Origin of the sequence: Streptomyces sp. DSM 40750 (assembly GCF_024612035.1) — a bacterium.
GTDB lineage: Bacteria > Actinomycetota > Actinomycetes > Streptomycetales > Streptomycetaceae > Streptomyces.
On record NZ_CP102513.1, the window covers coordinates 7,894,171 to 7,919,062 of the forward strand.

Below are 24,892 nucleotides of genomic sequence, written 5' to 3' on the forward strand. Positions count from 1 at the left end.
ATCACTGCGATGGGCCGCCCTCGGGCGTGCACACGGCAGTGACGCAGGGCGACAGAGTGGCGCGGATTGTCCTGTGAGTTGGCTCCCATCCCATGTGAGGAGACCCTCAAAGGGGCCAAACGATCACTTCAGGGTGCAACAGTTACCAAGCCTTGCTCATGCGTTCTTTGCGTACTGTTCAGTTCCATTAGCGGCTGTACACGGTCAAAGATCCACAAAACACCCCCCGGGAGTGCGATTCCGTGGCAGCCCTTGCGCGCTGGTGCGTCCGGCACCGTCTCGTAGCCGTCCTGCTGTGGCTTCTCGCTTTCGCCGGCACGGCCGCCGGCGCCGCCGTCGCGGGAGCCGCGTACTCGAACGACTACAAGACCCCCGGAACCGAATCCAGCCGCGCCACCGATCTCCTGAACGAGGGCTTCCCCGGCATCAGCGGCGACAGCGCCACCGTCGTCTGGCACACGGGCGACGGGTCCGTACGGGCCGCCGCCGTCGAACAGACGATGACCCGGACCCTCGACGAGATCGCCGAACTGCCCGGCGTCGCCGCCGTCACCGACCCGTACGACGGCGCCGACGGCGGCCGGATCAGCGAGGACGGCCGTACGGCGTACGCCACCGTCACCTTCGACAAGCCGGCCGAGGACGTCGCCAAGGCGCAGGCCGAGGCCGTCGTCGACACCGCGAAGGACGCCGAGGGTGACGGGCTCCAGGTGGAGCTGGGCGGCACCTCGATCGGACTCACCGAGACCTCCGGCGGGCACCTCGCCGAGATCGTCGGCGTACTCGTCGCCGCCGTGGTGCTCTTCCTGGCCTTCGGATCGCTCGCCGCCAGTCTGCTGCCCATCGCGACCGCCCTCGTCAGCGTGGGCACCGCCTATGCGGGGATCACCCTGCTCGGGCACGCCATGACGGTGGCCGATTTCGCGCCCATGCTGGGCACCCTGATCGGGCTCGGCGTCGGCATCGACTACGCGCTGTTCATCGTGACCCGCCATCGCCGGGGGCTGAAGCGGGGGCTGCCCGTCGAGGAGGCCGCGCGGAACGCCGTCGCGACCACCGGGCGGGCCGTCGTCTTCGCGGGTGCCACCGTCTGCATAGCCCTGCTCGGGATGCTGATCCTGCGGCTCGGCTTCCTCAACGGGGTCGCGATCGCCGCCTCGCTCACCGTGGTCCTCACCGTCGCCGCCTCCGTCACGCTCCTGCCGGCCCTGCTGTCGTTCATCGGCATGCGGGCGCTGAGCCGCCGCGAGCGCCGCCACCTGGCCGAGCACGGTCCCGAGCCCGAGCTGCCCACCGGCTTCGCCGCCCGCTGGTCCGCGTTCGTCGAACGGCACCCCAAGAAGCTCGGCGCGATCGCCCTCGTCGTCATGACCCTGCTGGCGCTGCCCACACTCGGGCTGCGCCTGGGCACCTCCGACCAGGGCAACGACCCCGAGGCGACGACCACCCGTCAGGCATACGACCTCCTCGCCGACGGCTTCGGGCCCGGCGTCAGTGGTCCGCTCACCCTCGTCACCGAGGTCCACGGCGCCCCCGACAAGCTCGCACTCGACAACCTCGACACCACGCTGAGGGCCACCGAGGGCGTCTCGGCGGTGACCCCGGTGACGTACAGCACCGGCGGCGACACCGCGTACCTCACCGTCGTACCGGACTCCTCCCCGCAGTCCGCGAAGACCAGCGATCTGGTCGAACGGCTGCGCGACGAAGTGCTGCCGCGTGCCGAGACCGGCACCTCGCTGGATCTGCACGTCGGTGGGGTGACCGCCGGTTACGACGATTTCGCGGACGTGATCGTCGGCAAACTGCCGCTGTTCGTGGGTGTCGTCATCGGCCTCGGCTGTCTGCTGCTCCTGCTCGCCTTCCGGTCCATCGGGATACCGCTCAAGGCCGCCGCGATGAACGTGGCCGCCGTGGCCGCCGCGTTCGGCGTGGTCGTCGCGATCTTCCAGTGGGGCTGGGGGAGCGAACTGCTGGGCCTCGGCCGGGCCGGGCCGATCGAACCCTTCCTCCCCGTGATCATGGTCTCGGTCCTCTTCGGGCTCTCCATGGACTACCAGGTCTTCCTGGTCAGCCGGATGTACGAGGAGTGGCTGGAGACCGGCGACAACCGGCGTGCGGTCCGCGTCGGCCTCGCCGAGACCAGCCGGGTGATCAACTCCGCGGCGGTCATCATGATCTCCGTCTTCCTCGCCTTCGTGCTCAGCGGCGACCGCGTGATCGCCATGTTCGGCATCGCCCTCGCCGCCGCAGTCGCCCTCGACGCCTTCGTCCTGCGTACGCTCCTCGTCCCCGCCCTGATGCACCTGCTCGGCGGCGCCAACTGGTGGCTGCCCCGCTGGCTCGACCGCCGGTTGCCCCGCATCAGCATCGAACCGCCCGAGGCCCGCGCCGCCCATGAGAGGCTGGCCGCCGCGACGGACGCCGAGGCGGCGGACGTACTGGCGGGGGACGCCGAGGACATGCCGGCGGCGGAGCCCGACGCGACGGATGTACGGGCGAAGGAGCGACAGCCGGATGTACGCGATATCCCTGGGTGACGACGGAGCCGAACTCCGGCCCCTGGAGCCCTGGCACGCCGAGGAGTTCCTCGCGCACCTGGAGCGGGGGCGGGACTTCGTCAACCAGTACGTCCCCTTCGGTCAGACCGCCACGGACGTCGCGTCCGCGCGTGCCGTCCTCCAGCGGTACGCCGACATGCGCGCCGCCGACACCGGCTCCCTGCACGGCATCTGGCTCGACGGCAAGCTCGTCGGCGGGGTCCTCTTCCTCAACTTCGACGCGGAGCACGCCAACTGCGAGGTCGGCTGCTGGCTGGAACCCGCCGGCACCGGACGGGGCCTGGTCACGCGCGCGATGCGGATCCTGATCGACTGGGCCGTCGAGGTCCGCGGCATCCACCGGGTCGAGTGGATCGCGGCCTCCGGCAACACGTCGAGCCTGAACGTGGCCCGGCGGCTCGGCATGGTCAGGGACGGTGTGCAGCGGGAGAGATATCCCCACCGAGGTGTCCGGCACGACTTGGAGATATGGTCCGTCCTGGCGCCCGAATGGCGAGCGGCACGCGCCCGCAGCGCTCACAGCGATCATTAAGAGACCTCTCAGACAACATTCGTACGGTGCGAGGTATGGGAACCAAGACAGTTGACGAGACCGGGGCCGAGACGGGCGCCGAGGCCAGGAACGACGACGAGGCGGTGAACGTCACCAAGGAGGACGCGGCGAAGGAGGACGCCGCGACGGAAGCCGAGGGTCAGACCTCCGCCGACGACTCCGAGGAAGCCGGAGAGTTCGACGAGGAGTTCCCGCCCACCGCCGCGAAGGCGTCGCCCGGTGTCGGACAGGGTGCCGCCGGCATCGTGTCCGTCGTGCTGGGCCTCGTCTCGCTGACCGGCGGCTGGGTCGGCACGGTGGCCTCCGCACGCGAGGAGATCACCGGCCAGCTGGAGATGCAGGCCGCGACCAACGCGACCGTCGCCACGCAGCTGCAGGCGGTCTACGGCGACGCCTGGCAGGCCAGCGCGCTGTGGGGCGGCGTCTTCGCGCTGCTCGCGCTGCTCGTCGGCGTCGCCGTGCTGGTCCGGCCCGCGTTCGGCGACCCCGACCAGGTGCAGACGCCGTGGATCAAGTCGGTCGCCTGGGCCGGTGTCTCGGTCGGCTTCATCGGGCTGGTGCTGGCCGCCCTGAAGTACTCCGACATCCTGCTGGCACTGCCCAGCACCTGACGTCCGCCCAGCCAGGACGGCATCTGAGGGGCCTTAGGCCCGTCGTGGGGATCCCTGCGACGGACCTAAGGCCCCTCACCCGTTCAAGATGCGGAACTCTCCCGATGTGGCGGACCCGCCTTGGAGACGAAGGTTGAGGCATCGCAGCAAGCGAGCCGAGACCGACTCTTCACGAGGGGTACGAGATGTTCGAGTACGAGCTCCAGCAGATCCGTTCCGCCGAGCTGATCCGCGAGGCGGAGCACCACCGACAGGTACGCGAGGCCCGCCGCGCCCGCCGCGAGGCCGCACACGAGTCCGGGACGGCGGCGGGGTCCGCGTCCGGGGAGGGAGAACAGGACGCGGAGGGGCGGGTGCCTCACGGGCTCATACGCCGACTGCGCTTCCCGCGTGCCGCGTGAGCGGGGGAGGGTGCTGCAGCCGGGCGGGCAGTCGGGCCGCGGGAGTGCGGGCGTGCGGCGTGACGGCACCGAAGCCGGGCAGGAACGCTTGGCCGCGGGCCGTCACGGCACCGAAGCCGCACGTGGAGGCGTGATGGTGGACCAGGGCGGCGCCGGAGTCGGGGACCGGGCGAACGACCCCGCCGGCCGGGGCCTGCGGATAATCGGTGCCGGAGTGTCACGGGGCCGTGCGATGCTCGGCGATGTGGAGACCAGGTCCGTCAGTCCGGTGTTCGTCGGTCGTGCCGACGAACTGGAGGTGTTGCGCGAGGCGTTGGCCCGCGCGGCCGGTGGGGGCGCCGCTCGGCCGGCGGGGAGCGGGGGAGACGGGGGAGGGCCGCAGGCGCTGCTGCTCGGCGGTGAGGCCGGGGTGGGGAAGACCCGCCTGGTCGAGGAGTTCGCCGCCGGGGCCGTGCGCGCGGGCGCGGTCGTCGCGCTCGGCGGCTGCGTCGAGATCGGCGCCGACGGACTGCCCTTCGCGCCCTTCTCCACCGCGCTGCGCGCCCTGCGCCGCCGACTGCCCGACGAGCTGACCGCGGCGGCGGCCGGCCAGGAACAGGAACTGGCCCGACTGCTGCCCGAGTTGGGCGAGACCCCCCGCGCACGGCACGACGAGGAGGGCACGGCCCGCCTCTTCGAACTCACCGCCCGCCTCCTGGAACGCCTCGCCGCCGACCGCACCATCGTCCTCGCCCTGGAGGACCTGCACTGGGCCGACGCCTCCACCCGCCACCTCCTCTCCTACCTCCTGCGCACCCTGCGCACCGGCCGCCTCGTCGTCCTCGCCACCTACCGCTCCGACGACATCCACCGCCGCCACCCGCTGCGCCCCCTCCTCGCCGAACTCGACCGCCTCCGCACGGTCCGCCGCATTGAACTGCCCCGCTTCAACCGCGCCGAGGTCGGACACCAACTCGCCGGCATCCTCGCCGCCGAACCCGAACCGGAGCGCGCCGACGAGATCTTCGAACGCTCCGACGGCAACGCCTTCTTCGTCGAGGAACTCGCCGTCGCCGCCCACGACGGCGGCTGTGCCGGCCTCACCGACTCCCTGCGCGACCTGCTCCTCGTCCGCGTCGAACGCCTTCCCGAGGACGCCCAGCGCGTCGCCCGCATCGTCGCCGAGGGCGGCTCCACCGTGGAGTACGCCCTGCTCGCGGCCGTGGCCCGGCTCCCCGAGGACGACCTCATCGAGGCGCTGCGGGCCGCCGTCGGCGCCAACATCCTGCTCGCCGCCCCAGGCGGCGACGGCTACCGCTTCCGGCACTCCCTGGTCCGCGAGGCCGTCAGCGACGACCTGCTGCCCGGCGAACGCTCCCGCCTCAACCGCCGGTACGCCGAGGTCCTGGAGGCCGACCCCACACTCGTCCCGGCCGACGGCCGCGCCACCCGCCTGGCCAGCTACTGGTACCAGGCCCACGACGCCGCCAAGGCCCTCCCCGCCGTCCTCGACGCCTCCGCCGAGGCCCGCTCCCGCCACGCCCACGCCGAGCAACTACGGCTCCTGGAACGGGCGATGGAGCTGTGGGAGGCCGCCCCCGACGCCGTGCGCGCCGCACTGCGCCCCATCGACTACACCGAGGTCTATCCTCCCCCACTGCCTGAAGGGCGTGGGGGGACCCCCAGCGGCTGCGATCCGGCCACCACCCCCCTGCGCTACCTCGACCTCATGGCCGAGGCCGCCGTCGCCGGACGGCTGTGCGGGGAGCGGGAGCGGGCCATGCGGATCACCGGGCGGGCCCTCGACCTGCTCGCCGACGTGGACGACCCCCTGCGCACCGCCTGGTTCTGGATCCAGCGCTCCCTGCTGATCGAGAACCTCGGCCGGGGCGACGGCTGGAAGGAGATCGCCACCGCCCAGGAGCTGGTCCGTGGTCTGCCCCCGTCCGAGGTGCACGCCGAGGTGCTTTCCCGAGCCGCGAACTGGTCCATGCTGCACGCTCCTGGCCCCGACGCGCTCACCGACGCCCAGCGCGCCGTCGAGTACGCGCGCATGGTGGATGCCGAGGACATCGAACTGAACGCCCGCCTCACCGTCGGCGGCCTGATGGTCGACGCCGGCGACGTCGAGGCCGGTGTCGCGGAGATGGAGGAGGTCCGCAGCCGGGCCCTCGAACGCGGGCCCGCCGCCGTCGTGGGCCGCGCCTATGTCAACCTTCCGTCCTGCCTGGAGGCCGTCGGCCGCTCGCAGGAGGCGGTCCACCTCATGCACGAAGGCCTCGAAGCCACCCAGCGCACGGGTCTGTTGGTCTCCGAGGCCTGGATCCGGGGCAACCTCTCCGAGTCGCTCATCTCCCTCGGCCGCTGGGACGAGGCCCTGGAAGCCGCCGAGCAGGCCAGGGTAGGCGGCGCGAACACCAAGCCGGGCGGCCTCAGCGCCATGTGCCTCGCCGCCATCGCGCTGGCCCGTGGCGACGTCGGCGAGGCCAGCCGCCGACTCGCCGCCGCGCACAGCTACTACGGCACCCACAACCCCATGCCGCAGAGCAATCTGCCGCTGTCCGCCCTCGCCATCGGTATTGCCGCAGCCGAGGGCCGCCTCCCCGACGCCCGAGCCGAACTGGCCCGCGTCCTCGACACCGGCTTCCCCGTCGGCACCCAGCGCTACGCCTGGCCCCTGCTGCTCACAGCCGCCACTGCCGAGGCCGACACCCGAGGCGTCCTGGGCACCGAGCAGGGCCGTGCCGAGGTCCTCGACCGCATTCTCACCGTGGTCAAGAAGCTCACCACCGGCGCACCGATCTGGCTCGCCCACGAGCAGTGGGTGCGCGCCGAACTCCAGCGCGCCGAAGGCATATCGGCCCCGGACACCTGGTCCGACGTCGTCACCGCCTTCGAGCCCCTGGAACGGCCCTACGACCTCGCCCGCGTCCGGCACCGCCTCGCCGAGGCGCTGCTGGCCGACGGCGCCGACGACGAGGCCCGGGACCGCGCGACGGAACTGCTGCGGCTGGCCGCCGCCGTCGCCGACCACCTCGGCGCCCGCCCGCTTGCCGACGAGGTCGCCCTCCTGGCCCGCCGCGCCCGCCTCACGCTGAGGCGGGCGCCCGAGCCCGCCCTCACCCCCGCCGACCCCGTCGCCGCGCTCGGCCTCACCGGCCGCGAACACGATGTCCTCCGCCTGGTCGCCGCCGGCCGCACCAACCGCCAGATAGCCGAGGAACTCTTCATCTCCCCGAAAACGGCCAGCGTCCACGTCTCCAACATCCTCGCCAAGCTCGGCGTCTCGGGCCGGGGCGAGGCGGCGGCGGTGGCCCATCGGCTGGGGCTGTTTCCGACGGGGGCCGGGGAACGGCTCGTCGCGGGATGACGAGGTCGGTCATGAATCGCGGAGGAGCTGTGTTGTACCAGATCCACAACCTGGCCGAGGATCCGTTCACACCGGTGTCCCAGGCCGTGAGCGGTGAGGATATTCGTGCCGTGGCGATCCTCGACCAGTCGCTCTTCGACGACGAGTAGCCCTACTTCACCTCCAGCTCCAGGATCTTGTCGTCGCCGCCCTCCGGGGAACCGCGGCCGTCCGTCTCGCTGGTCACCAGCCAGAGCTTGTCGCCGCCGGCGGAGAGGACCGTACGGAGGCGGCCGTAGTCGCCCTCCAGGAAGGCCTGGGGATCTGCGGAGGCCTTGGTGCCGTCCAGGGGGATGCGCCAGAGGCGCTGGCCCCGGAGGCCTGCCATCCAGACGGAGCCCTCCGCTATGGCGATACCGCTGGGGGAGGCCTCGTCCGTACCCCACACGGCCACCGGGTCGATGTAGCCGGGCTTGTCGCCCTTGCCCTCGACGTCCGGCCAGCCGTAGTTCCCGCCGGGCTGGATGTGGTTCAGCTCGTCCCAGGTGTTCTGGCCGAATTCCGAGGCCCACAGGCGCTGCTTGCTGTCCCAGGCGAGGCCCTGGACGTTGCGGTGGCCGTACGAGTACACGACGGAGTTGCCGAAGGGGTTGCCGGGGGCGGGCCGGCCGTCCGGGGTCATACGGAGGATCTTGCCGCCGAGGGAGTTCTTGTCCTGGGCCAGAGGACCCTCGTACCGCTCGCCGGTGCTCGCGTACAGCATCTGGTCGGGGCCGAAGGCGAGCCGCCCGCCGTTGTGGTTCGTGCCCTTGGGGATGCCGCGGAGGATGGTGTCGGGGGCGCCGAGCTGCTCGCCGGCGGGCTTCTCGGGGTCGTACAGCACCCGCACGATCCTGTTGTCGGACTCCGAGGTGAAGTACGCGTAGATCATGTGGTCGGAGGCGTACTCCGGGGAGACGGCGATGCCCATGAGGCCGCCCTCGCCGGCCGGGGCGACGCCGGGCACCTCGCCGAGCTCGGTCCTCTTGCCGCTCTCCTCGTCGATTCTGCTGATCGTGGCCTCGTCACGGGAGGACACGAGGAGGCCGCCCTCGGGGAGGGCGGCGAGGCCCCAGGGGGTGTCGAGGTCCTCGGCGACGGTGCGGACGACCTTCACCGAGCCCTTGTCGGGAGGCGCCGCGTCCTCCGCCCGCTCCGACGGGGTCGCCGCCGCGCTGCTGCTCGGGGGTGGTGAGCCACCGGCCGCGTCCGGCTGCTCACCGCCGTCCGAGGAGCAGCCGGTCGTCACCAGGAGCACGGCTGCGGCCAACGCGGCCGTCACCACTCGACGTTGCACCATCACGATCCCTTCGACGTGGAGCTTCTACTTGTCTTACACCGCGAGTGCCCCACAGGTTCCACCTCCGCCCGATCAAGCAGATATTCCGCCTGACGCCTGACGCCCGACGCCTGACGCCCAGCCCCGACGGTTGGTGGGCGACGGGCGACGGGCGACGGGTGGTGGGCAGCGGGCGGTGGGCAGCGCCCCTCAGTCCCCGGGTCCCTAGTCCCCGGACCCCTAGTCCCAGGATCCCCGCGCGGGAGGAAGGTCCGCCACCTCTGCCAGATCCGCGGCGGTGAGACGCAGCGCGTGGGCGGACGCGTTCTCCGTCACCCACCGTGCCTGCTTCGTGCCCGGCACCGGCACCACGTGTGAGCCCAGGGAGAGCACCCAGGCGAGGGCGACCTGGGCCGGGGTCACCGTGTCCCCGTGCCGGGCCGCGACGCGGCGGAGGCCGACGACGAGGGGCTGGTTGGCGGCCATCATGTCGGCGGTGAAGCGGGGGTGACGGGCGCGGAGGTCGTCGGGCTCGAAGCCGCCGCCGGGCGTCAGGGTGCCGGTGAGGAAACCATTCCCCAGGGGCATGGCGGCGAGGAAGCCGATGCCGCGGGAAGCGCACCAGGGGAGGAGGGAGTCCAGGGCTTCGCGCGACCAGACCGACAGCTCCGCCTGCACCGCGCTCACCGGGAACACCTGCTGGACCCGCTGGAGCTGACGGATCGTGATGTCGTACATGCCCGCCCCCGGCCGGCGGCCCGCCCGCGCGCCCACCGCGCACAGGCCCAACGCCCGTACCTTTCCGGCCTGTACGAGTTCCGCCATCGCGCCCCATGTCTCCTCGACGGGGACCTCGGGGTCCGCCCGGTGGAGCTGGTAGAGGTCGATGACGTCGGTCTGGAGCCGGCGCAGCGAGGCGTCGCAGGCGCGCTTCACATAACCGGGGCGGCCGTTGGCCACGATGTGCTGCTCGCCCACCAGCAGACCCACCTTGGTGGAGACGAAGGCCTCCGCGCGGCGCTCCTTCAGTACCCGGCCCACCAGCAGCTCGTTGGTGAACGGGCCGTACATGTCGGCCGTGTCCAGCAGCGTCGTGCCGAGGTCGAGCGCCCGGTGCACCGTCCGCATCGACTCGTCGCCCCGTTGCCGCGACCCGGTGTACGCCCAGCTCATCGGCATGCATCCGAGTCCGACGGCCCCCACCTCGAGCGTCGCCGCGCCGATCGTCCTGCGCTCCACCTGGTCGTGACCCTCCCTCTCCTGGCCCCCCAACCTAACCTCTGCCGCACCAGGTACCTGACATAGCCTCCGGAGCATGACTGCTGACGCGACTGCCGACCCGACCGCGGACGTGACCGCCGATGTGTGGCTTCCCATCCCGCCGGACGAGATCGAGGGGCTCCCGCAGGGCCCCAACTACCTCTTCTGGGACGGAGGTGAGGACGGCACGCAGCCGTATCCGGGCGATCCCGAGGACTGCGTCCTGTACGTCGTGCCCTACATGAAGCGCTGGGCGGCGAAGGCGAACCCGCTGGAGCCCATGCGGAACCTGCGGGTCATCCAGACGCTCACGGCGGGTGTCGACGACGTCCTGGCCCGGCTGTCGGTGGTCGCGCCCGGCGTCCAGCTGTGCAATGCGCGCGGTGTGCACGAGGCCAGCACGGCCGAACTCGCGCTGACCCTCACCCTCGCCTCGCTGCGCGGCGTCCCCGACTTCGTACGGGCCCAGCAACAGGAGCGCTGGCAGGGCGACTTCCGTCCCGCGCTCGCCGACAAGTCCGTCCTGATCGTCGGCTACGGCGCGATCGGCGCCGCCATCGAGGACCGGCTCGTGCCCTTCGAGGTGGCGCGGGTGGCGCGCGTCGCGCGCTCCGAGCGCACCACGGTGCGCGGACCGGTGCACCCGCTCACCGAACTGTCCGCCCTACTGCCGCAGGCGGATGTCGTGATCCTCTCCACTCCCCTCACGGAACAGACGAAAGGCCTGGTCAACGCCGATTTCCTGGCTCGTATGAAGGACGGGGCCCTCCTGGTGAATGTTGCCCGGGGAGGCGTCGTCGACACCAAGGCACTGCTCGCGGAACTGGACGGTGGGCGCATCACCGCGGCCCTCGACGTCACCGACCCCGAGCCGCTGCCGCCGGGCCACCCGCTCTGGCGCGCGCCCGGGGTGCTCATCAGCCCCCATGTCGGGGGCCCCACGTCGGCCTTCCTGCCGCGCGCCAAAAGGCTGCTGGTGGACCAGTTGGGGCGATTCGTGAACCGGGAGCCACTGCGCAACGTGGTCCTTACGACAGGCGAGACGGACGACGCGTAATCCACTTCGGGCACCCTCCGCATTCCTTCGGAAGCGGAACGTGCTCGTATCGCCGTAGTTGGTCACTGAGCGTAGAGGGACTATGTCCCTGAGTGACGAGACTGGTGTATCGTCCCGACAGGGGCTGCGCCGGGCACTGCTCGGCGCCGGGGACGGACTTGGGACAGCGAGGGGGGCGACGGGCGATGCACGGCCTATGGACGAACGATCCGACGCGGCGGAGCCGCCGACGGCGGCCCTGGCGAGCAGCGACGCGGAGGCACCCGCACGGGAGCCACGGCGGCCACAGCGGTCACGGTCAGCACCTCAGGCACAGCAGCCGCAGAAAGCACACCCACCAGACCCGCCGAGACCAGCGGGACACGGGAGCGGCGCTCACCGGGGAGATCCGGTGAGCGCCCGCCAGTCCTCCGCCTCCACGCTGAGCCCCACGTTCCGGTCGGCCAAGCCGCTGCCCGGGCCGCTGCCGCCCGGCGGGCCCTTGTCCGAGCGCGGTGTCGCGAGCCTGCGGGCCCGGCTCGTCCTCGCCCTGCTCTGCGCGGCCTACGCCCTCGGTGCCGCGTTCGGCTGGGGAAGTGAGCAAGTCGCCCTAGTCATGGGCGACTTCGGGCTCAGCGCCGCCGCCGCCGCGGCGGCCGTCTCCTGCTTCCGCTACGCGCGCAGCCGCCGCAGCCGCTTTCGGCCCGCCTGGCTGCTGTTCGGCCTGTCGTCCGCCATGGCGGCGCTGGGCAACGGCGTCTGGGGGTGGTACGAGGTCGTCCTGGAGCGGCCCGTGCCCGAGCCGAGCTACGCGGACCTGTTCTTCCTCTGCTTCGCGCCACCCGCCATCGTCGGCCTGCTGGTGCTCGCCAAGAGGCCCGTGACCAAGGCCGGCTGGATCTGTCTGGCGCTGGACTCCTGGCTCATCGGCGGCTCCCTGGTCACCCTCTCCTGGAGTCTCGCGCTCGCCCAGAACGCCCAGCTCAAAGGCTCCAACACCGCGCACACCGCGCTCTCGCTGGCCTACCCGCTGCTCGACATCGCCCTGGTCAGCATGGTGCTCGCGCTGCACTTCCGCCGCTCCTCGATGCACCGCTCCGCGGTCAACACCGCGATCGGCGCCCTCGCGCTCACCGTGATGTGCGACGCCCTGTTCACCTCGCCCCTGCTGCACAACAGCTACCGCTCCGGCCAGCTCCTGGACGCCGGCTGGTTCGCGGGCTCCCTGCTCCTCGCCTACGCCCCCTGGGCCGGCCAGCGGCAAGGACACGCGGACGAGGGCGGGCACGCGCGCGTGGTGCACGAACACATCCCGGCCCAACGGCACGACGCGCCGCCCGGCCACCGCCACGACACACAGCCCGGACTCCGTCACGAGGTCCAGCCGGGCGATCGGCACGACGGTCACCAGGGAGGACACGTGGATGTGCTCCTCCAGGGAGGAGGTCACAGTCGGTATCCGGCCAACCGCCCCATCTCCGGATCCCTGGCCGCGCTCACTCCGTACCTGGCCGCCGCCGTCTGCACCCTGGGCATCCTCTACAACGTCCTCAACGGCCGCAGCGTCGACCGCGTGGTGGTCATCACCGCCTGCACGGTCGTGCTCGCCCTCGTGGTGCGCCAGGGCATCATGCTCCTCGACAACATCACCCTCACGCAGGAGCTCGCCCAGAAGGAGAACCACTTCCGCTCCCTGGTGCAGGGCTCCAGCGACGTCATCATGATCGCCGCCCCGAACGGCATCCTCCGCTACGTCAGCCCGGCCGCCGCCGGGGTCTACGGACGCCCCGCGGAGGATCTCGTCGGCCAGGAGCTGGCCTCGATCATCCATCCCGAGGACCTCGGCTGCGTCGTCCACGAGGTGCGCCGCTTCCTCGCCGCCAGCCCCGCCGAGGAGGCCACCACCCGTATCGAGTGCCGCTTCAAGTCCGGCGACGGCGGCTGGCTGAACGTGGAGTCCACGGTCAACCGCCACCACGGCGGCCTCATCTTCAACAGCCGGGACGTGACCGAAAGAGTGCGCCTGCAGGCCCAGCTGCAGCACAACGCCGAACACGACCCGCTCACCGACCTGCCCAACCGCGCCCTGTTCACCAAGCGCGTCCAGCAGGCGCTCTCCGGCCGCCGCTCCTCCGACCGCGGCATCGCCCTGCGCAACACGGCGGTCCTCTTCATCGACCTCGACGGCTTCAAGGCCGTCAACGACACGATCGGGCACCAGGCCGGGGACGAACTGCTCGTCCAGGCCGCCCGCAGACTCCAGGACGCCGTCCGGCAGGGGGACACGGCCTCCCGCCTCGGCGGCGACGAGTTCGCGGCCCTCATCGTCGGGGACGGCTCCCGCGACCGCGCCGCCCGGGAACAGCACATCCTGGAGCTCGCCGACCGGCTCCGGATCGCCCTCTCGCAGCCGTACACCATCGACGGCAATGACGTCCGGGTGGCCGCCTCCATCGGTGTCTCCTTCGCCGAGCCCGGTCTCGGCGCGGGCGAGCTGCTGCGCAACGCCGACCTCGCCATGTACCGGGCCAAGGCGTCCGGCAAGGGACGCGTCGAGCTGTACAAGCCACAGATGCAGCAGGACGTCGTACGCAAGGCCGAGCTGGCCACCCGGCTGCGGGCCGCGCTGCACGACGGCGAGTTCATGCTGCTGAACCAGCCTGTGGTGGAGCTGGAGACCGGCCGGATCTCGTCGGTGGCGACCGCGGCCCGGTGGCGCTCCTCCCAGGGGGTGCTGTTCACGCCGGCCGAGTTCCTGCGGGTCTCCGAGGACAGCGACAAGACCGCCGAGCTGGGCCGCTGGATGCTGGAACAGGCCGTCGAGCAGGCCGCCGACCGGCTCACCAACGGTCTGAACGTGCCGGTGTCCGTGCGGATGGGCGCCCGGCGTCTGCTGGACCGCTCACTGCCCCCCGGCTCCCTGGAGACGCTCCTGACCCGCTACGGACTGCCCTCCGGCTCCTTGATCGTCGAGCTGTCCGACACCCAGCTGAAGGGCCCGCTGGACGACCTGGAGCGCCGGCTGAGCCACCTCCGGCGCCTCGGTGTGCGGATCGCCCTGGACGGCTTCGGCAGCGGCCACGCGGCCATCACGGCACTGCGCCGGCTCCCTGTCGACGTACTGAAGCTGGACCGGGGTCTCGTCGAGGGGGTCGTGGAGTCCTCCCGGCTCAACAAGATCACCAGTGGACTGCTGCGCATCGCCAACGACCTGGGGCTCCAGTCCGTGGCCGACGGGGTGGATCTGCCCGAGCAGGTCGTCGCCCTGCGCGCGATGGGCTGCACCCATGGCCAGGGCGCCGCCTTCTCCGGACCGCTGGACGAGTACCGGCTGCGCCGGGCCCTGTCCCTCGGGCGCTATCCGGTGCCGGCCGGACCGGCGGAGCCCGCGTTCGCGGGCGGTGGGGCAGGGGTGTACACAAGTGGTGTGCCCGCTGTCTACGGAGGCGGAAGTGCCCTTCGCTCACATAATGAGACTCCCGTCCCACCCGCTTGACATGCGGTGCGCGCCGGGGGGAGGGTCTGTGCCATGCGCACCCGAATCCTCGTACTTGGAAAGCGCGTCGGCTGAAGCTGGGACCCACCGGAACGACGATCCGGAATCCCCAGCGACCGTATCCGGCGCGCTCCCCTCGCTTGCCTCATGGCACGAGGGGTTTTTTGTTGCACGGGCACCAGTCGAACGCCAGCCGAACACCGCACGAACCTCGCAAAACACCCTCAGCATCGAGAAGAGAATGCCGATGACCGAGCAGGCCACCGGGGCCCACCATCCGCAGCCGCGGCCCCGATCCGGAGGACAGTCCACCCCCGTCGAGCACGTCACGGGTGCGCAGTCCCTCATCCGCTCTCTTGAGGAGGTCGGGGCCGACACGGTATTCGGCATCCCCGGCGGCACCATCCTGCCGGCGTACGACCCGATGATGGACTCCAAGCGGTTGCGTCATGTGCTGGTCCGCCACGAGCAGGGCGCCGGCCACGCGGCCACCGGTTACGCGCAGGCCACCGGCAAGGTCGGGGTGTGCATGGCAACGTCCGGGCCGGGCGCCACCAACCTGGTCACCCCGATCGCGGACGCGCACATGGACTCCGTGCCGCTGGTCGCGATCACCGGGCAGGTCGCGTCCAAGGCGATCGGTACGGACGCCTTCCAGGAGGCGGACATCGTCGGCATCACCATGCCGATCACCAAGCACAGCTTCCTCGTCACCAAGGCGGAGGACATCCCCCGGGCGATCGCGCAGGCGTTCTACATCGCGTCCACCGGCCGCCCGGGACCTGTCCTGGTCGACATCCCCAAGGACATCCTGCAGGCGAAGACCACCTTCAGCTGGCCGCCGGCCATGGACCTGCCCGGCTACCGGCCCGTCACCAAGCCGCACGCCAAGCAGATCCGTGAGGCCGCTAAACTGATCACCGCCGCGAAGCGGCCGATCCTCTACGTCGGCGGCGGCGTCCTGAAGGCGCGGGCGACCGCCGAGCTGAAGGTGCTCGCCGAGCTGACCGGCGCGCCCGTCACCACCACCCTGATGGCGCTCGGCGCGTTCCCCGACAGCCACCCGCAGCACCTGGGCATGCCCGGCATGCACGGTTCCGTGGCCGCCGTCACCGGACTGCAGAAGGCCGACCTGATCGTCGCCCTCGGCGCCCGCTTCGACGACCGCGTCACCGGCAAGCTGGACAGCTTCGCCCCGCACGCCAAGATCGTCCACGCGGACATCGACCCGGCGGAGATCGGCAAGAACCGCGCCGCCGACGTGCCGATCGTCGGTGACGCCCGCGAGGTCATCGCCGACCTGGTCCAGGCCGTGCAGAAGGAGCACAGCGAGGGCGGACAGGGGGACTACACCGCATGGTGGAAGGACCTCGACCGCTGGCGCGAGACCTACCCGCTCGGCTACGACCAGCCGGCCGACGGCTCGCTCTCCCCGCAGCAGGTCATCGAGCGCATCGGGCAACTCGCCCCCGAGGGCACGATCTTCACGGCGGGCGTCGGCCAGCACCAGATGTGGGCCGCCCACTTCATCCAGTACGACAAGCCCGCCACCTGGCTGAACTCCGGCGGCGCCGGAACGATGGGCTACGCGGTCCCGGCCGCCATGGGTGCCAAGGCCGGAGCCCCGGCGCAGACCGTCTGGGCGATCGACGGCGACGGCTGCTTCCAGATGACAAACCAGGAGCTCACCACCTGCGCCCTGAACAACATCCCGATCAAGGTCGCCATCATCAACAACGGCGCGCTCGGGATGGTCCGCCAGTGGCAGACGCTGTTCTACAACCAGCGCTACTCCAACACCGTCCTGCACAGCGGCCCGGACGACGTCAATCCGAACGCCCGCGGTACCCGCGTCCCCGACTTCGTGAAGCTGTCGGAGGCCATGGGCTGCCACGCGATCCGCTGCGAGTCCCCGGACGACCTCGACAAGGTCATCGAGGAGGCGAACTCGATCAACGACCGCCCGGTCGTCGTCGACTTCGTCGTCCACGAGGACGCGATGGTGTGGCCGATGGTGGCCGCCGGCACCTCGAACGACACGATCATGGCCGCCCGGGACGTCCGCCCCGACTTCGGCGACAACGAAGACGACTGAGCGAGAGAGACCCTTCAGACATGTCCAAGCACACGCTCTCCGTCCTGGTGGAGAACACCCCGGGCATCCTGGCCCGGATCGCCGCCCTGTTCTCCCGTCGCGGCTTCAACATCGACTCCCTCGCGGTCGGTGTCACCGAGCACCCCGAGATCTCCCGCATCACCATCGTCGTGAACGTGATCGAGGAACTGCCGCTGGAGCAGGTGACGAAGCAGCTCAACAAGCTCGTCAACGTCCTGAAGATCGTCGAGCTGGAGCCGGGCTCCGCCGTTCAGCGGGAACTCGTTCTGGTGAAGGTGCGCGCCGACAACGAGACGCGCTCCCAGATCGTCGAGATCGTCCAGCTGTTCCGCGCCAAGACGGTCGACGTCTCCCCGGAGGCCGTCACCATCGAGGCCACCGGCTCCAGCGACAAGCTGTCCGCCATGCTCAAGATGCTGGAGCCGTTCGGCATCAAGGAGTTGGTCCAGTCCGGCACGATCGCGATCGGCCGCGGTGCCCGTTCGATCACGGACCGCTCGCTGCGCGCCCTGGACCGGTCGGCCTGACCGTGAAACGGGCGGCCGTCGAAAGTCGGCCGCCCGTATGCCGAGACCCGCGGACTTTCATTCCCCCCGCCGTCATACGGTGGGACGCAACACCTGCACTCAAGGAGAGAACCCAAAGTGGCCGAGCTGTTCTACGACGCTGACGCCGACCTGTCCATCATCCAGGGCCGCAAGGTCGCGGTCATCGGCTACGGCAGCCAGGGCCACGCCCACGCGCTGTCCCTGCGCGACTCGGGCGCGGACGTCCGCGTGGGTCTGCACGAGGGCTCCAAGTCCAAGACGAAGGCCGAGGAGCAGGGCCTGCGCGTGGTGACCCCGTCGGAGGCCGCCGCCGAGGCCGACGTCATCATGATCCTCGTCCCGGACCCGATCCAGGCCCAGGTCTACGAGGAGCACATCAAGGACAACCTGAACGACGGCGACGCGCTGTTCTTCGGCCACGGTCTGAACATCCGCTTCGGCTTCATCAAGCCCCCGGCCGGCGTCGACGTCTGCATGGTCGCCCCCAAGGGCCCGGGCCACCTGGTCCGCCGCCAGTACGAGGAGGGCCGCGGCGTTCCGTGTATCGCCGCCGTCGAGCAGGACGCCACGGGCAACGCCTTCGCGCTGGCCCTGTCGTACGCCAAGGGCATCGGCGGCACCCGCGCCGGCGTCATCAAGACGACCTTCACCGAGGAGACCGAGACCGACCTCTTCGGTGAGCAGGCCGTTCTCTGCGGTGGTACGGCCGCGCTGGTCAAGGCCGGCTTCGAGACGCTGACCGAGGCGGGCTACCAGCCGGAGATCGCGTACTTCGAGTGCCTGCACGAGCTGAAGCTGATCGTCGACCTCATGTACGAGGGCGGCCTGGAGAAGATGCGCTGGTCGATCTCCGAGACCGCCGAGTGGGGCGACTACGTCACCGGCCCGCGGATCATCACGGACGCCACCAAGGCCGAGATGAAGAAGGTCCTCGCCGAGATCCAGGACGGCACCTTCGCCCAGGCGTGGATGGACGAGTACCACGGCGGTCTGAAGAAGTACAACGAGTACAAGACCCAGGACTCCGAGCACCTGCTGGAGACCACGGGCAAGGAACTGCGCAAGCTGATGTCGTGGGTCAACGACGACGAGGCGTGATCTGAGGAGGCCGGCCATGGCGGGGTTCACCCGGTGCCATGGCCGGCCTGCTTTCCCATCCGGGTGATCCTTCCGCAGCGGCGTGAGGCGACGCTCTCGGCGCCACTACACTGCTGCACTACATACGCGTCAGGCCCACAGCGTCGTGCGTCTTCCACGCGGCCACCACCCTCCACCGCCTGCGGCCGTCGGGACGGCCGTCCGCAGCATTGGACTTGTGAGGACTCACGTGAGCTCGAAACCAGTCGTACTCATCGCTGAAGAGCTGTCGCCCGCCACCGTGGACGCGCTAGGACCGGACTTCGAGATCCGGCAGTGCAACGGAGCGGACCGAGCCGAACTGCTTCCGGCCATCGCCGACGTCGACGCGATCCTGATCCGCTCGGCCACCAAGGTCGACGCCGAGGCGATCGCCGCCGCGAAGAAGCTGAAGGTCGTCGCGCGAGCCGGCGTCGGCCTGGACAACGTCGACGTCTCCGCCGCCACCAAGGCCGGCGTGATGGTCGTCAACGCCCCCACCTCGAACATCGTGACCGCCGCCGAGCTGGCCTGCGGTCTGCTCCTCGCCTCCGCCCGTCACATCCCGCAGGCGAACACGGCGCTGAAGAACGGCGAGTGGAAGCGCAGCAAGTACACGGGCGTGGAGCTGGCCGAGAAGACCCTCGGCGTCGTCGGCCTCGGCCGCATCGGTGCGCTCGTGGCCCAGCGCATGTCCGCGTTCGGCATGAAGGTCGTCGCCTACGACCCCTACGTGCAGCCGGCGCGGGCCGCGCAGATGGGCGTCAAGGTCCTGTCGCTGGACGAGCTGCTCGAGGTCTCCGACTTCATCACCGTTCACCTGCCGAAGACCCCCGAGACGGTCGGCCTGATCGGCGCCGAGGCGCTGCAGAAGGTCAAGCCGTCGGTGCGCATCGTCAACGCCGCGCGCGGCGGGATCGTCGACGAGGCCGCGCTGTACTCGGCGCTCAAGGAGGGCCGGGTCGCGGGCGCGGGCCTCGACGTGTACGCCAAGGAGCCCTGCACCGACTCGCCGCTGTTCGAGCTGGACGAGGTCGTCTGCACCCCGCACCTGGGTGCCTCGACCGACGAGGCCCAGGAGAAGGCGGGCATCGCGGTGGCGCGGTCCGTGCGGCTCGCCCTCGCGGGTGAGCTGGTCCCCGACGCGGTGAACGTCCAGGGCGGTGTCATCGCCGAGGACGTCAAGCCCGGCCTGCCGCTCGCGGAGCGCCTCGGCCGTATCTTCACCGCGCTGGCCGGTGAGGTCGCGGTCCGTCTCGACGTCGAGGTGTACGGCGAGATCACCCAGCACGACGTGAAGGTGCTGGAGCTGTCCGCGCTGAAGGGTGTCTTCGAGGACGTCGTCGACGAGACGGTCTCGTACGTCAACGCTCCGCTGTTCGCGCAGGAGCGCGGTGTCGAGGTCCGTCTGACGACCAGCTCCGAGTCGCCGGACCACCGCAACGTCGTCACCGTGCGTGGCACGCTCGGCAGCGGCGAGGAGGTGTCGGTCTCCGGCACGCTCGCCGGCCCGAAGCACCACCAGAAGATCGTCGCGGTCGGTGACTACGACGTCGACCTCGCCCTCGCCGACCACATGGTCGTCTTCAGCTACGTCGACCGTCCCGGCGTCGTCGGCACCGTCGGCCGTATCTTCGGCGAGGCCGGCATCAACATCGCCGGTATGCAGGTCGCCCGCTCCACCGCGGGCGGTGAGGCCCTCGCGGTCCTCACTGTCGACGACACGGTTCCCCAGCCGGTCCTCGCCGAGGTCGCGGAGGAGATCGGCGCGACGTCGGCGCGGTCGGTGAACCTGGTCTGACGGTTCGTTCTTGCGGGAGGCGGGGCCTGGTCACCGGGGTGGCCGGGCCCCGCCTTTTCGCCCCCGCCGCCCTACCCGTCCCGTCCCAGGGGCCGCGCCCCTGAAAGAAACGGTGCGGTGTCGGACCTCCGTGCCAGGATGGCGGGGTGCCGCAGAACATATTCCACGCGCCGTTCGTCGGGCGGGACGCCGAACTGGCCCGGTTGACGGATGTGCTGGACCGGGCCGGGCGCGGCGAACCCCGGGCCGTGCTGGTCGCGGGGGACGCGGGGGTCGGCAAGAGCCGGACGCTGGCGGAGGCGGCGGCGTATGCGGTGGGCAAGGGGACGACCGTACTCACCGGGCACTGTGTGGATCTGGGTGATGTCGGTCTGCCGTACCTCCCGTTCACGGAGGTGCTCGGCGTCCTCGCCGCGGACGAACGATTCGCGCCGCTTCTCCGGGCGCATCCGGCGACCGGCCGCCTCCTCGGCGGCGGCGCGGACGGCGGTGACCGGCTGCAGCTCTTCGAGGGCGTCGCCGCGCTGCTGGCGGACCTCGCCGAGACGACCCCCGTCCTGCTCGTGCTGGAGGACCTGCACTGGGCCGACCAGTCCTCCCGTGACCTCCTCCGCTTCCTGCTCAGCAGGGGCGTACCGCAGCGCCCGACCTCCGGCACCCCCGCCCACCGCCTCGCCGTCTTCGCCTCGTACCGCGCGGACGATCTGCACCGCCGTCACCCGCTGCGCCCCCTCCTCGCCGAGCTGGTGCGGCTGCCCGCGGTGGAGCGGCTGGAGCTGCGGCCGATGCCGGACGCGGAGGTCGCGCGACTGGTGCGTTCGCTGCGGGCCGAGCCACTGGCCGATGCCACGGTCGGCCGGATCGTCGAGCGTGCGGAGGGCAACGCGTTCTACGCGGAGGAACTGCTGGCCGCGACGGCGGACGAACCCGGGGCGGTGCTGCCGAGCGGTCTGGCCGACGTCCTGCTGATCCGAATCGAGCAACTGCCCGGCGCCGCCCAGCAGGTGCTGCGCACGGCGGCGGTGGCGGGCCGTCGGGTCGAGCACGACCTGTTGCGGGACGCCGTACAACTCCCGGACGACGAGCTGGAGTCGGTGCTGCGGGAGGCGGTGGGGCGGCAGTTGCTGCTGCCGGGTGCGGGGGCGACGTACGAGTTCCGGCACGCTCTCACCCGGGAGGCGGTCTACGCGGATCTGCTGCCGGGCGAACGGGTACGGCTGCACGGGGTGTTCGCCAAGCTGCTGGCCCGCCGGGGCCGCCCGGGCGAGAGCGCCGAGCGGGCCCACCACTCGCGCGAGAGCCATGACCTCGCCGACGCGCTGACGGCGTCCGTCGAAGCCGCCGATCACGCGCACGGGATCGGGGCGCCCGCCGAGGAACTGCGGCATCTGGAGGGCGCCCTCGATCTGTGGTCGTCCGTGGACGCCGGTGCCCGGCCCGGGGATCTCGACACGGTCACCCTCACCCTGCGTGCCTCGGCCGCCGCCGCGCGCGCCGGGGAGAACCACCGCGCGGTCTCGCTCACCCGGTCGGCGCTGGCCGGAGCCGGTCCGGACGCGGACTCGGAGCTGGCCGCCCGGGTGCGCTACACCCTCGCCGGCGACCTGATGCGTGTCGACAGCCTGGAGGCCGCGTTCCGGTACAGCAGCGAGGCGCTGGCGATGATCCCCGCCGAGCCGCCGTCCCGGACCTGGGTGTGGGCGGCGGCCACCCATGTCATGGCGGCGCGGTACGTGGGGGAAAACGCGGAGGCCGGGCAGGTCGCGAGCGATGCGCTACGCGTCGCCGAGCAGCTCGGACTGGCCGATGCCCAGGCGGACTTGATCATCTCCGTGGTCAGTCTCGATGCCCGGAGCAACCGGCGCTCCCGGGAGGGCCGTGCGCGCCTGCGCCACGCCCGCGAACTGGCCCGCACAGCGGGCAACGTTCCCGTCGAGATGCGTGCCCTGTTCAATCTCGCCATCGGCTGCTTCGAATCCGGTGACCTCGACGAGTGCCTCGACTGGCTCTCCGAGGGCCTCGACCGCGCCGGCCGCACCGGTCTCCTCTCCTCCCCGTACCCGGTGGAGATGCGCTACCTCCACTCCCTCTGCCTCTACACCCTCGGCCGCTGGGACGAGTGCGCCCGCTCGGCCGCCGGCACCGACCGGCTGCCCGCCGCGGGCGGCCATGTGATCGGGCCCGCCCTGTGCGTCGCCCTCGCGCGCGGCGACGAGACCGCCGCGGACCGGGCCCGCGCGCTGCTCGACGGGCCGTTCGACTGGATGGCCACGCAGGTCGCGGGCATCGTCCTCACCGAGGTGGCCGTGGCGCGGCGCGATCCCGAGGCCGCGGTCGGGCAGGTCCGCACGACCGTCGCCGCGCTCTCCGACGAGTCCGGTCCGCCCCACGTCACCGTACGGCTCGCCGCGCTCGCGCTCTCCGCGCTCGCGGACGCGGCGGTGGAGCGGCGGTCGGCCGGGGACGAGGCGGGCGCTCGCGGCTGGGCCGCCACCGGGGATGAGCTGGTGGAACTGGCGCGGGCCATCGCCGCCGAGGGGGAGGGCGGGATCGAGCAGGGGCCGGAGGGACTTGCCTGGCTGGCACGGGCCGAGGCGGAGTGGGTGCGGGTGCGTACCGGGCCCGATGCGGGGGCGTGGCGGAGGGCGGTGGACGCGTTCGCGTTCGGCGACCCGTACGAGCGGGCCCGGTGTCGACTGCGGCTCGCCGAGGCGTTGTTGGGGGAGGGGGCGCGGGAGGAGGCCGCGGCGGAGGCCCGGCTGGCGGGTGAGACCGCCGACCGGCTGGGCGCCGTCGGGCTGCGTGCGGCCCTGGACGTGCTGGTCCGGCGGGGGCGGTTGGCGGAGGCTTCGGGGGGCGAGGGGATCCCCGCCCTCACCGCGCGGGAGAGCGATGTGCTGGGGCTGCTCGGGCTCGGGCGCACCAATCGGCAGATCGGTGAGGAACTGTTCATCACCGGGAAGACGGCCAGCGTGCATGTGTCGAACATCCTCGCCAAGCTGGGCGCGGCGAGTCGTACGGAGGCGGTGGCCATCGCGTACCGGGAGGGGCTCATCACGACCGGCCCGCCGCGCTGACTTCCTTCGCCTCAGCCTGGGCGCAGCACTTCTCGTCGCGCTCCCGTGCCCCTACGCCCCGCAGTGCCCCCACCGCCAGCCCGGCCGCTCCCAGCAGCACCACGGCCCCCGCGAGTGCCGCGCCCTGCATACCGCTGGTGAAGGCGGCGCGGGCGGCGGTCGTCAGGGACTCGCCCGCGGCGCCGGGGAGTTGGTCGGCGACGGCCAGGGCGCCGCCGAGTGTCTCGCGGGCCGGAGCGGGCGCGGAGGCCGGCATCTCGTGGTGGTAGACGGCGGTGCCGATGGAGCCGAGGACGGCCATGCCGAGGGCGCCGCCGAACTCCTGGCTGGTTTCGAGGAGGGAGGAGGCGGAGCCGGCGCGTTCGACTGGGGCGGCGCCGAGGGCGAGGTCGGTCATCTGGGACAGGACGGTGACGATGCCGGCGGCCAGGACGCCGGAGCCGGCGAGGACCGGCCAGAGGGAGTCGGTGCCGGCGGTGGCCAGCAGCGCGTACCCGGCCGCAGCGGTCGCGAAGCCCGCGGCCACCACGTACGCCCGGTTCACGCCCCGTTGCACGAGCCGGGTCGTGACCGGCGCGGCGACGCCGACGAGCACGGAGGGGAGCAGTCCCCACAGCGCGGCCTCCAGCGCGCTCTTGCCGAGGACGGACTGGAGGTACTGGGTGGTGAAGTAGGCCGAGCCCATCATCCCGAAGGCCGCGACGAGGTTGAGGACGAGGGCCGGGGTGAAGCCGTGGCCGCGGAACAGCGCGGGGGAGAGCATCGGTGAGGCCGTGGTGCGCTGCCGGTGGACGAAGAGGGCCGCGAAGAGCAGGCCGACGGTCACCGACACCACGTACCGCGCGTTCCAGCCCTCCGACGGGATCTCCTTGAGGCCGTAGACGACGGGCAGGACGGCGGCCATCGACAGCGGGATGCTCAGCAGGTCGAAGCGGCCGGGGGCCGGGTCCTTCGACTCGGGGAGCAGGACCGGGCCGAGGGCGAGGAGCAGCGCCATCGCGGGGAGGTTCACCAGGAACACCGAGCCCCACCAGAAGAACTCCACCAGCACACCGCTGAGCACCGAGCCGAGCGCGACGCCCCCAGCCATCACCCCCGACCAGACGCCGATCGCCTGCGCCCGCTGGCCGGGGTCCGTGAACATCGTCCGGGTCAGCGCCATCGTCGACGGCATGAGCGTCGCGCCGCCGATGCCGAGGACCGCACGCGCCGCGATCAGCGTCTCGGCACTGTCGGCGTACGCGGCCACCAGCGACGCCGCGCCGAACGCCGCCGCGCCGATCAGCAGCAGCCGGCGGTGGCCGATGCGGTCACCGAGCGAGCCCATCGTCATCAGCAGTCCGGCCAGTACGAACGCGTAGATGTCGAAGATCCACAGCTGCTGCGTGCCGCTCGGCTCCAGATCCGCGCTGATCGCGGGTACCGCGAAGTACAGCACCGACACGTCCATCGAGACCAGCAGCAGCGGAAGCATCAGGACGCACAGGGCGGTCCACTCACGGCGGCCGGCCCGTCCCCGAGGGGCGTCGGGGGCGGCCGGGTTCTTCGGTTTCGTCGTCATGGGGCTGACTGTACGGACGTCTTATACGCCCGTCTAGTACAAGCGTATAAAACAGACGTCTAAAACATGCGTCTAGGACGGTTGTATGGCCGCGGAGATACGCTGACCG

General features: G+C 71.5%; 15 protein-coding genes. 12 read left to right on the forward strand and 3 right to left on the reverse strand.

Annotated elements, in window-relative coordinates; genetic code table 11:
* Window positions 1-242 precede the first annotated feature (242 nt).
* The 5 genes from JIX55_RS35230 (at window position 243) to JIX55_RS35250 (ending at window position 7,475) form a co-directional block, all read left to right on the forward strand.
* Window positions 243-2,540 (forward strand): MMPL family transporter, encoded by a 2,298-nt coding sequence (locus tag JIX55_RS35230; RefSeq protein WP_257567273.1) that lies wholly within the window; start codon window positions 243-245, stop codon window positions 2,538-2,540.
* Window positions 2,518-3,093 carry a GNAT family N-acetyltransferase gene (locus JIX55_RS35235; RefSeq protein ID WP_257567274.1) on the forward strand — a complete coding sequence of 192 codons (576 nt, stop codon included), beginning with the start codon at window positions 2,518-2,520 and terminating at the stop codon, window positions 3,091-3,093. The genes JIX55_RS35230 and JIX55_RS35235 overlap by 23 nt, the downstream gene beginning before the upstream one ends.
* Before the next feature lie 35 nt (window positions 3,094-3,128).
* Window positions 3,129-3,725: a hypothetical protein gene (locus JIX55_RS35240; RefSeq protein ID WP_257567275.1), complete on the forward strand. Its 597-nt coding sequence runs from the start codon at window positions 3,129-3,131 to the stop codon at window positions 3,723-3,725.
* A gap of 185 nt (window positions 3,726-3,910) precedes the next feature.
* Complete coding sequence (locus JIX55_RS35245; RefSeq protein WP_257567276.1) at window positions 3,911-4,126, forward strand: hypothetical protein; 216 nt, start codon at window positions 3,911-3,913, stop codon at window positions 4,124-4,126.
* 232 nt (window positions 4,127-4,358) lie between these two features.
* The gene (locus tag JIX55_RS35250) at window positions 4,359-7,475 is read left to right on the forward strand and encodes a helix-turn-helix transcriptional regulator (protein WP_257569589.1); all 3,117 of its coding nucleotides are present in this window, start codon (window positions 4,359-4,361) and stop codon (window positions 7,473-7,475) included.
* Window positions 7,476-7,626: 151 nt separating this feature from the next.
* Here JIX55_RS35250 and JIX55_RS35255 read toward each other — a convergent pair whose 3' ends face one another.
* Window positions 7,627-8,793 carry a PQQ-dependent sugar dehydrogenase gene (locus JIX55_RS35255; protein ID WP_257567277.1) on the reverse strand — a complete coding sequence of 389 codons (1,167 nt, stop codon included), beginning with the start codon at window positions 8,791-8,793 and terminating at the stop codon, window positions 7,627-7,629.
* Between the two features lie 219 nt (window positions 8,794-9,012).
* A complete protein-coding gene (locus tag JIX55_RS35260; RefSeq protein ID WP_257567278.1) occupies window positions 9,013-10,011 on the reverse strand; it encodes an aldo/keto reductase in 999 nt (332 codons plus the stop codon).
* Between the two features lie 76 nt (window positions 10,012-10,087).
* Between JIX55_RS35260 and JIX55_RS35265 the strand changes: the two genes are divergently transcribed.
* The 7 genes from JIX55_RS35265 (at window position 10,088) to JIX55_RS35295 (ending at window position 23,222) form a co-directional block, all read left to right on the forward strand.
* On the forward strand, window positions 10,088-11,089 hold the full coding sequence (locus JIX55_RS35265) for a 2-hydroxyacid dehydrogenase (RefSeq protein ID WP_257567279.1): 1,002 nt from the start codon (window positions 10,088-10,090) through the stop codon (window positions 11,087-11,089).
* Window positions 11,090-11,480: 391 nt separating this feature from the next.
* A complete protein-coding gene (locus tag JIX55_RS35270; RefSeq protein WP_257567280.1) occupies window positions 11,481-14,564 on the forward strand; it encodes a putative bifunctional diguanylate cyclase/phosphodiesterase in 3,084 nt (1,027 codons plus the stop codon).
* A 247-nt stretch (window positions 14,565-14,811) separates the two neighbouring features.
* Complete coding sequence (locus JIX55_RS35275; protein WP_257567281.1) at window positions 14,812-16,659, forward strand: acetolactate synthase large subunit; 1,848 nt, start codon at window positions 14,812-14,814, stop codon at window positions 16,657-16,659.
* A 20-nt stretch (window positions 16,660-16,679) separates the two neighbouring features.
* Window positions 16,680-17,207 (forward strand): acetolactate synthase small subunit, encoded by a 528-nt coding sequence (gene ilvN / locus JIX55_RS35280; protein ID WP_257540274.1) that lies wholly within the window; start codon window positions 16,680-16,682, stop codon window positions 17,205-17,207.
* A gap of 117 nt (window positions 17,208-17,324) precedes the next feature.
* Window positions 17,325-18,326 carry a ketol-acid reductoisomerase gene (gene ilvC / locus JIX55_RS35285; RefSeq protein ID WP_257567282.1) on the forward strand — a complete coding sequence of 334 codons (1,002 nt, stop codon included), beginning with the start codon at window positions 17,325-17,327 and terminating at the stop codon, window positions 18,324-18,326.
* Between the two features lie 229 nt (window positions 18,327-18,555).
* Window positions 18,556-20,145: a phosphoglycerate dehydrogenase gene (serA, locus tag JIX55_RS35290; protein WP_257567283.1), complete on the forward strand. Its 1,590-nt coding sequence runs from the start codon at window positions 18,556-18,558 to the stop codon at window positions 20,143-20,145.
* Between the two features lie 146 nt (window positions 20,146-20,291).
* Window positions 20,292-23,222: a helix-turn-helix transcriptional regulator gene (locus JIX55_RS35295; protein ID WP_257567284.1), complete on the forward strand. Its 2,931-nt coding sequence runs from the start codon at window positions 20,292-20,294 to the stop codon at window positions 23,220-23,222.
* Here JIX55_RS35295 and JIX55_RS35300 read toward each other — a convergent pair.
* Window positions 23,200-24,783, reverse strand: a complete 1,584-nt coding sequence (locus tag JIX55_RS35300; RefSeq protein ID WP_257567285.1) for an MFS transporter — start codon at window positions 24,781-24,783, stop codon at window positions 23,200-23,202. The genes JIX55_RS35295 and JIX55_RS35300 overlap by 23 nt on opposite strands.
* Window positions 24,784-24,892 lie beyond the last annotated feature (109 nt).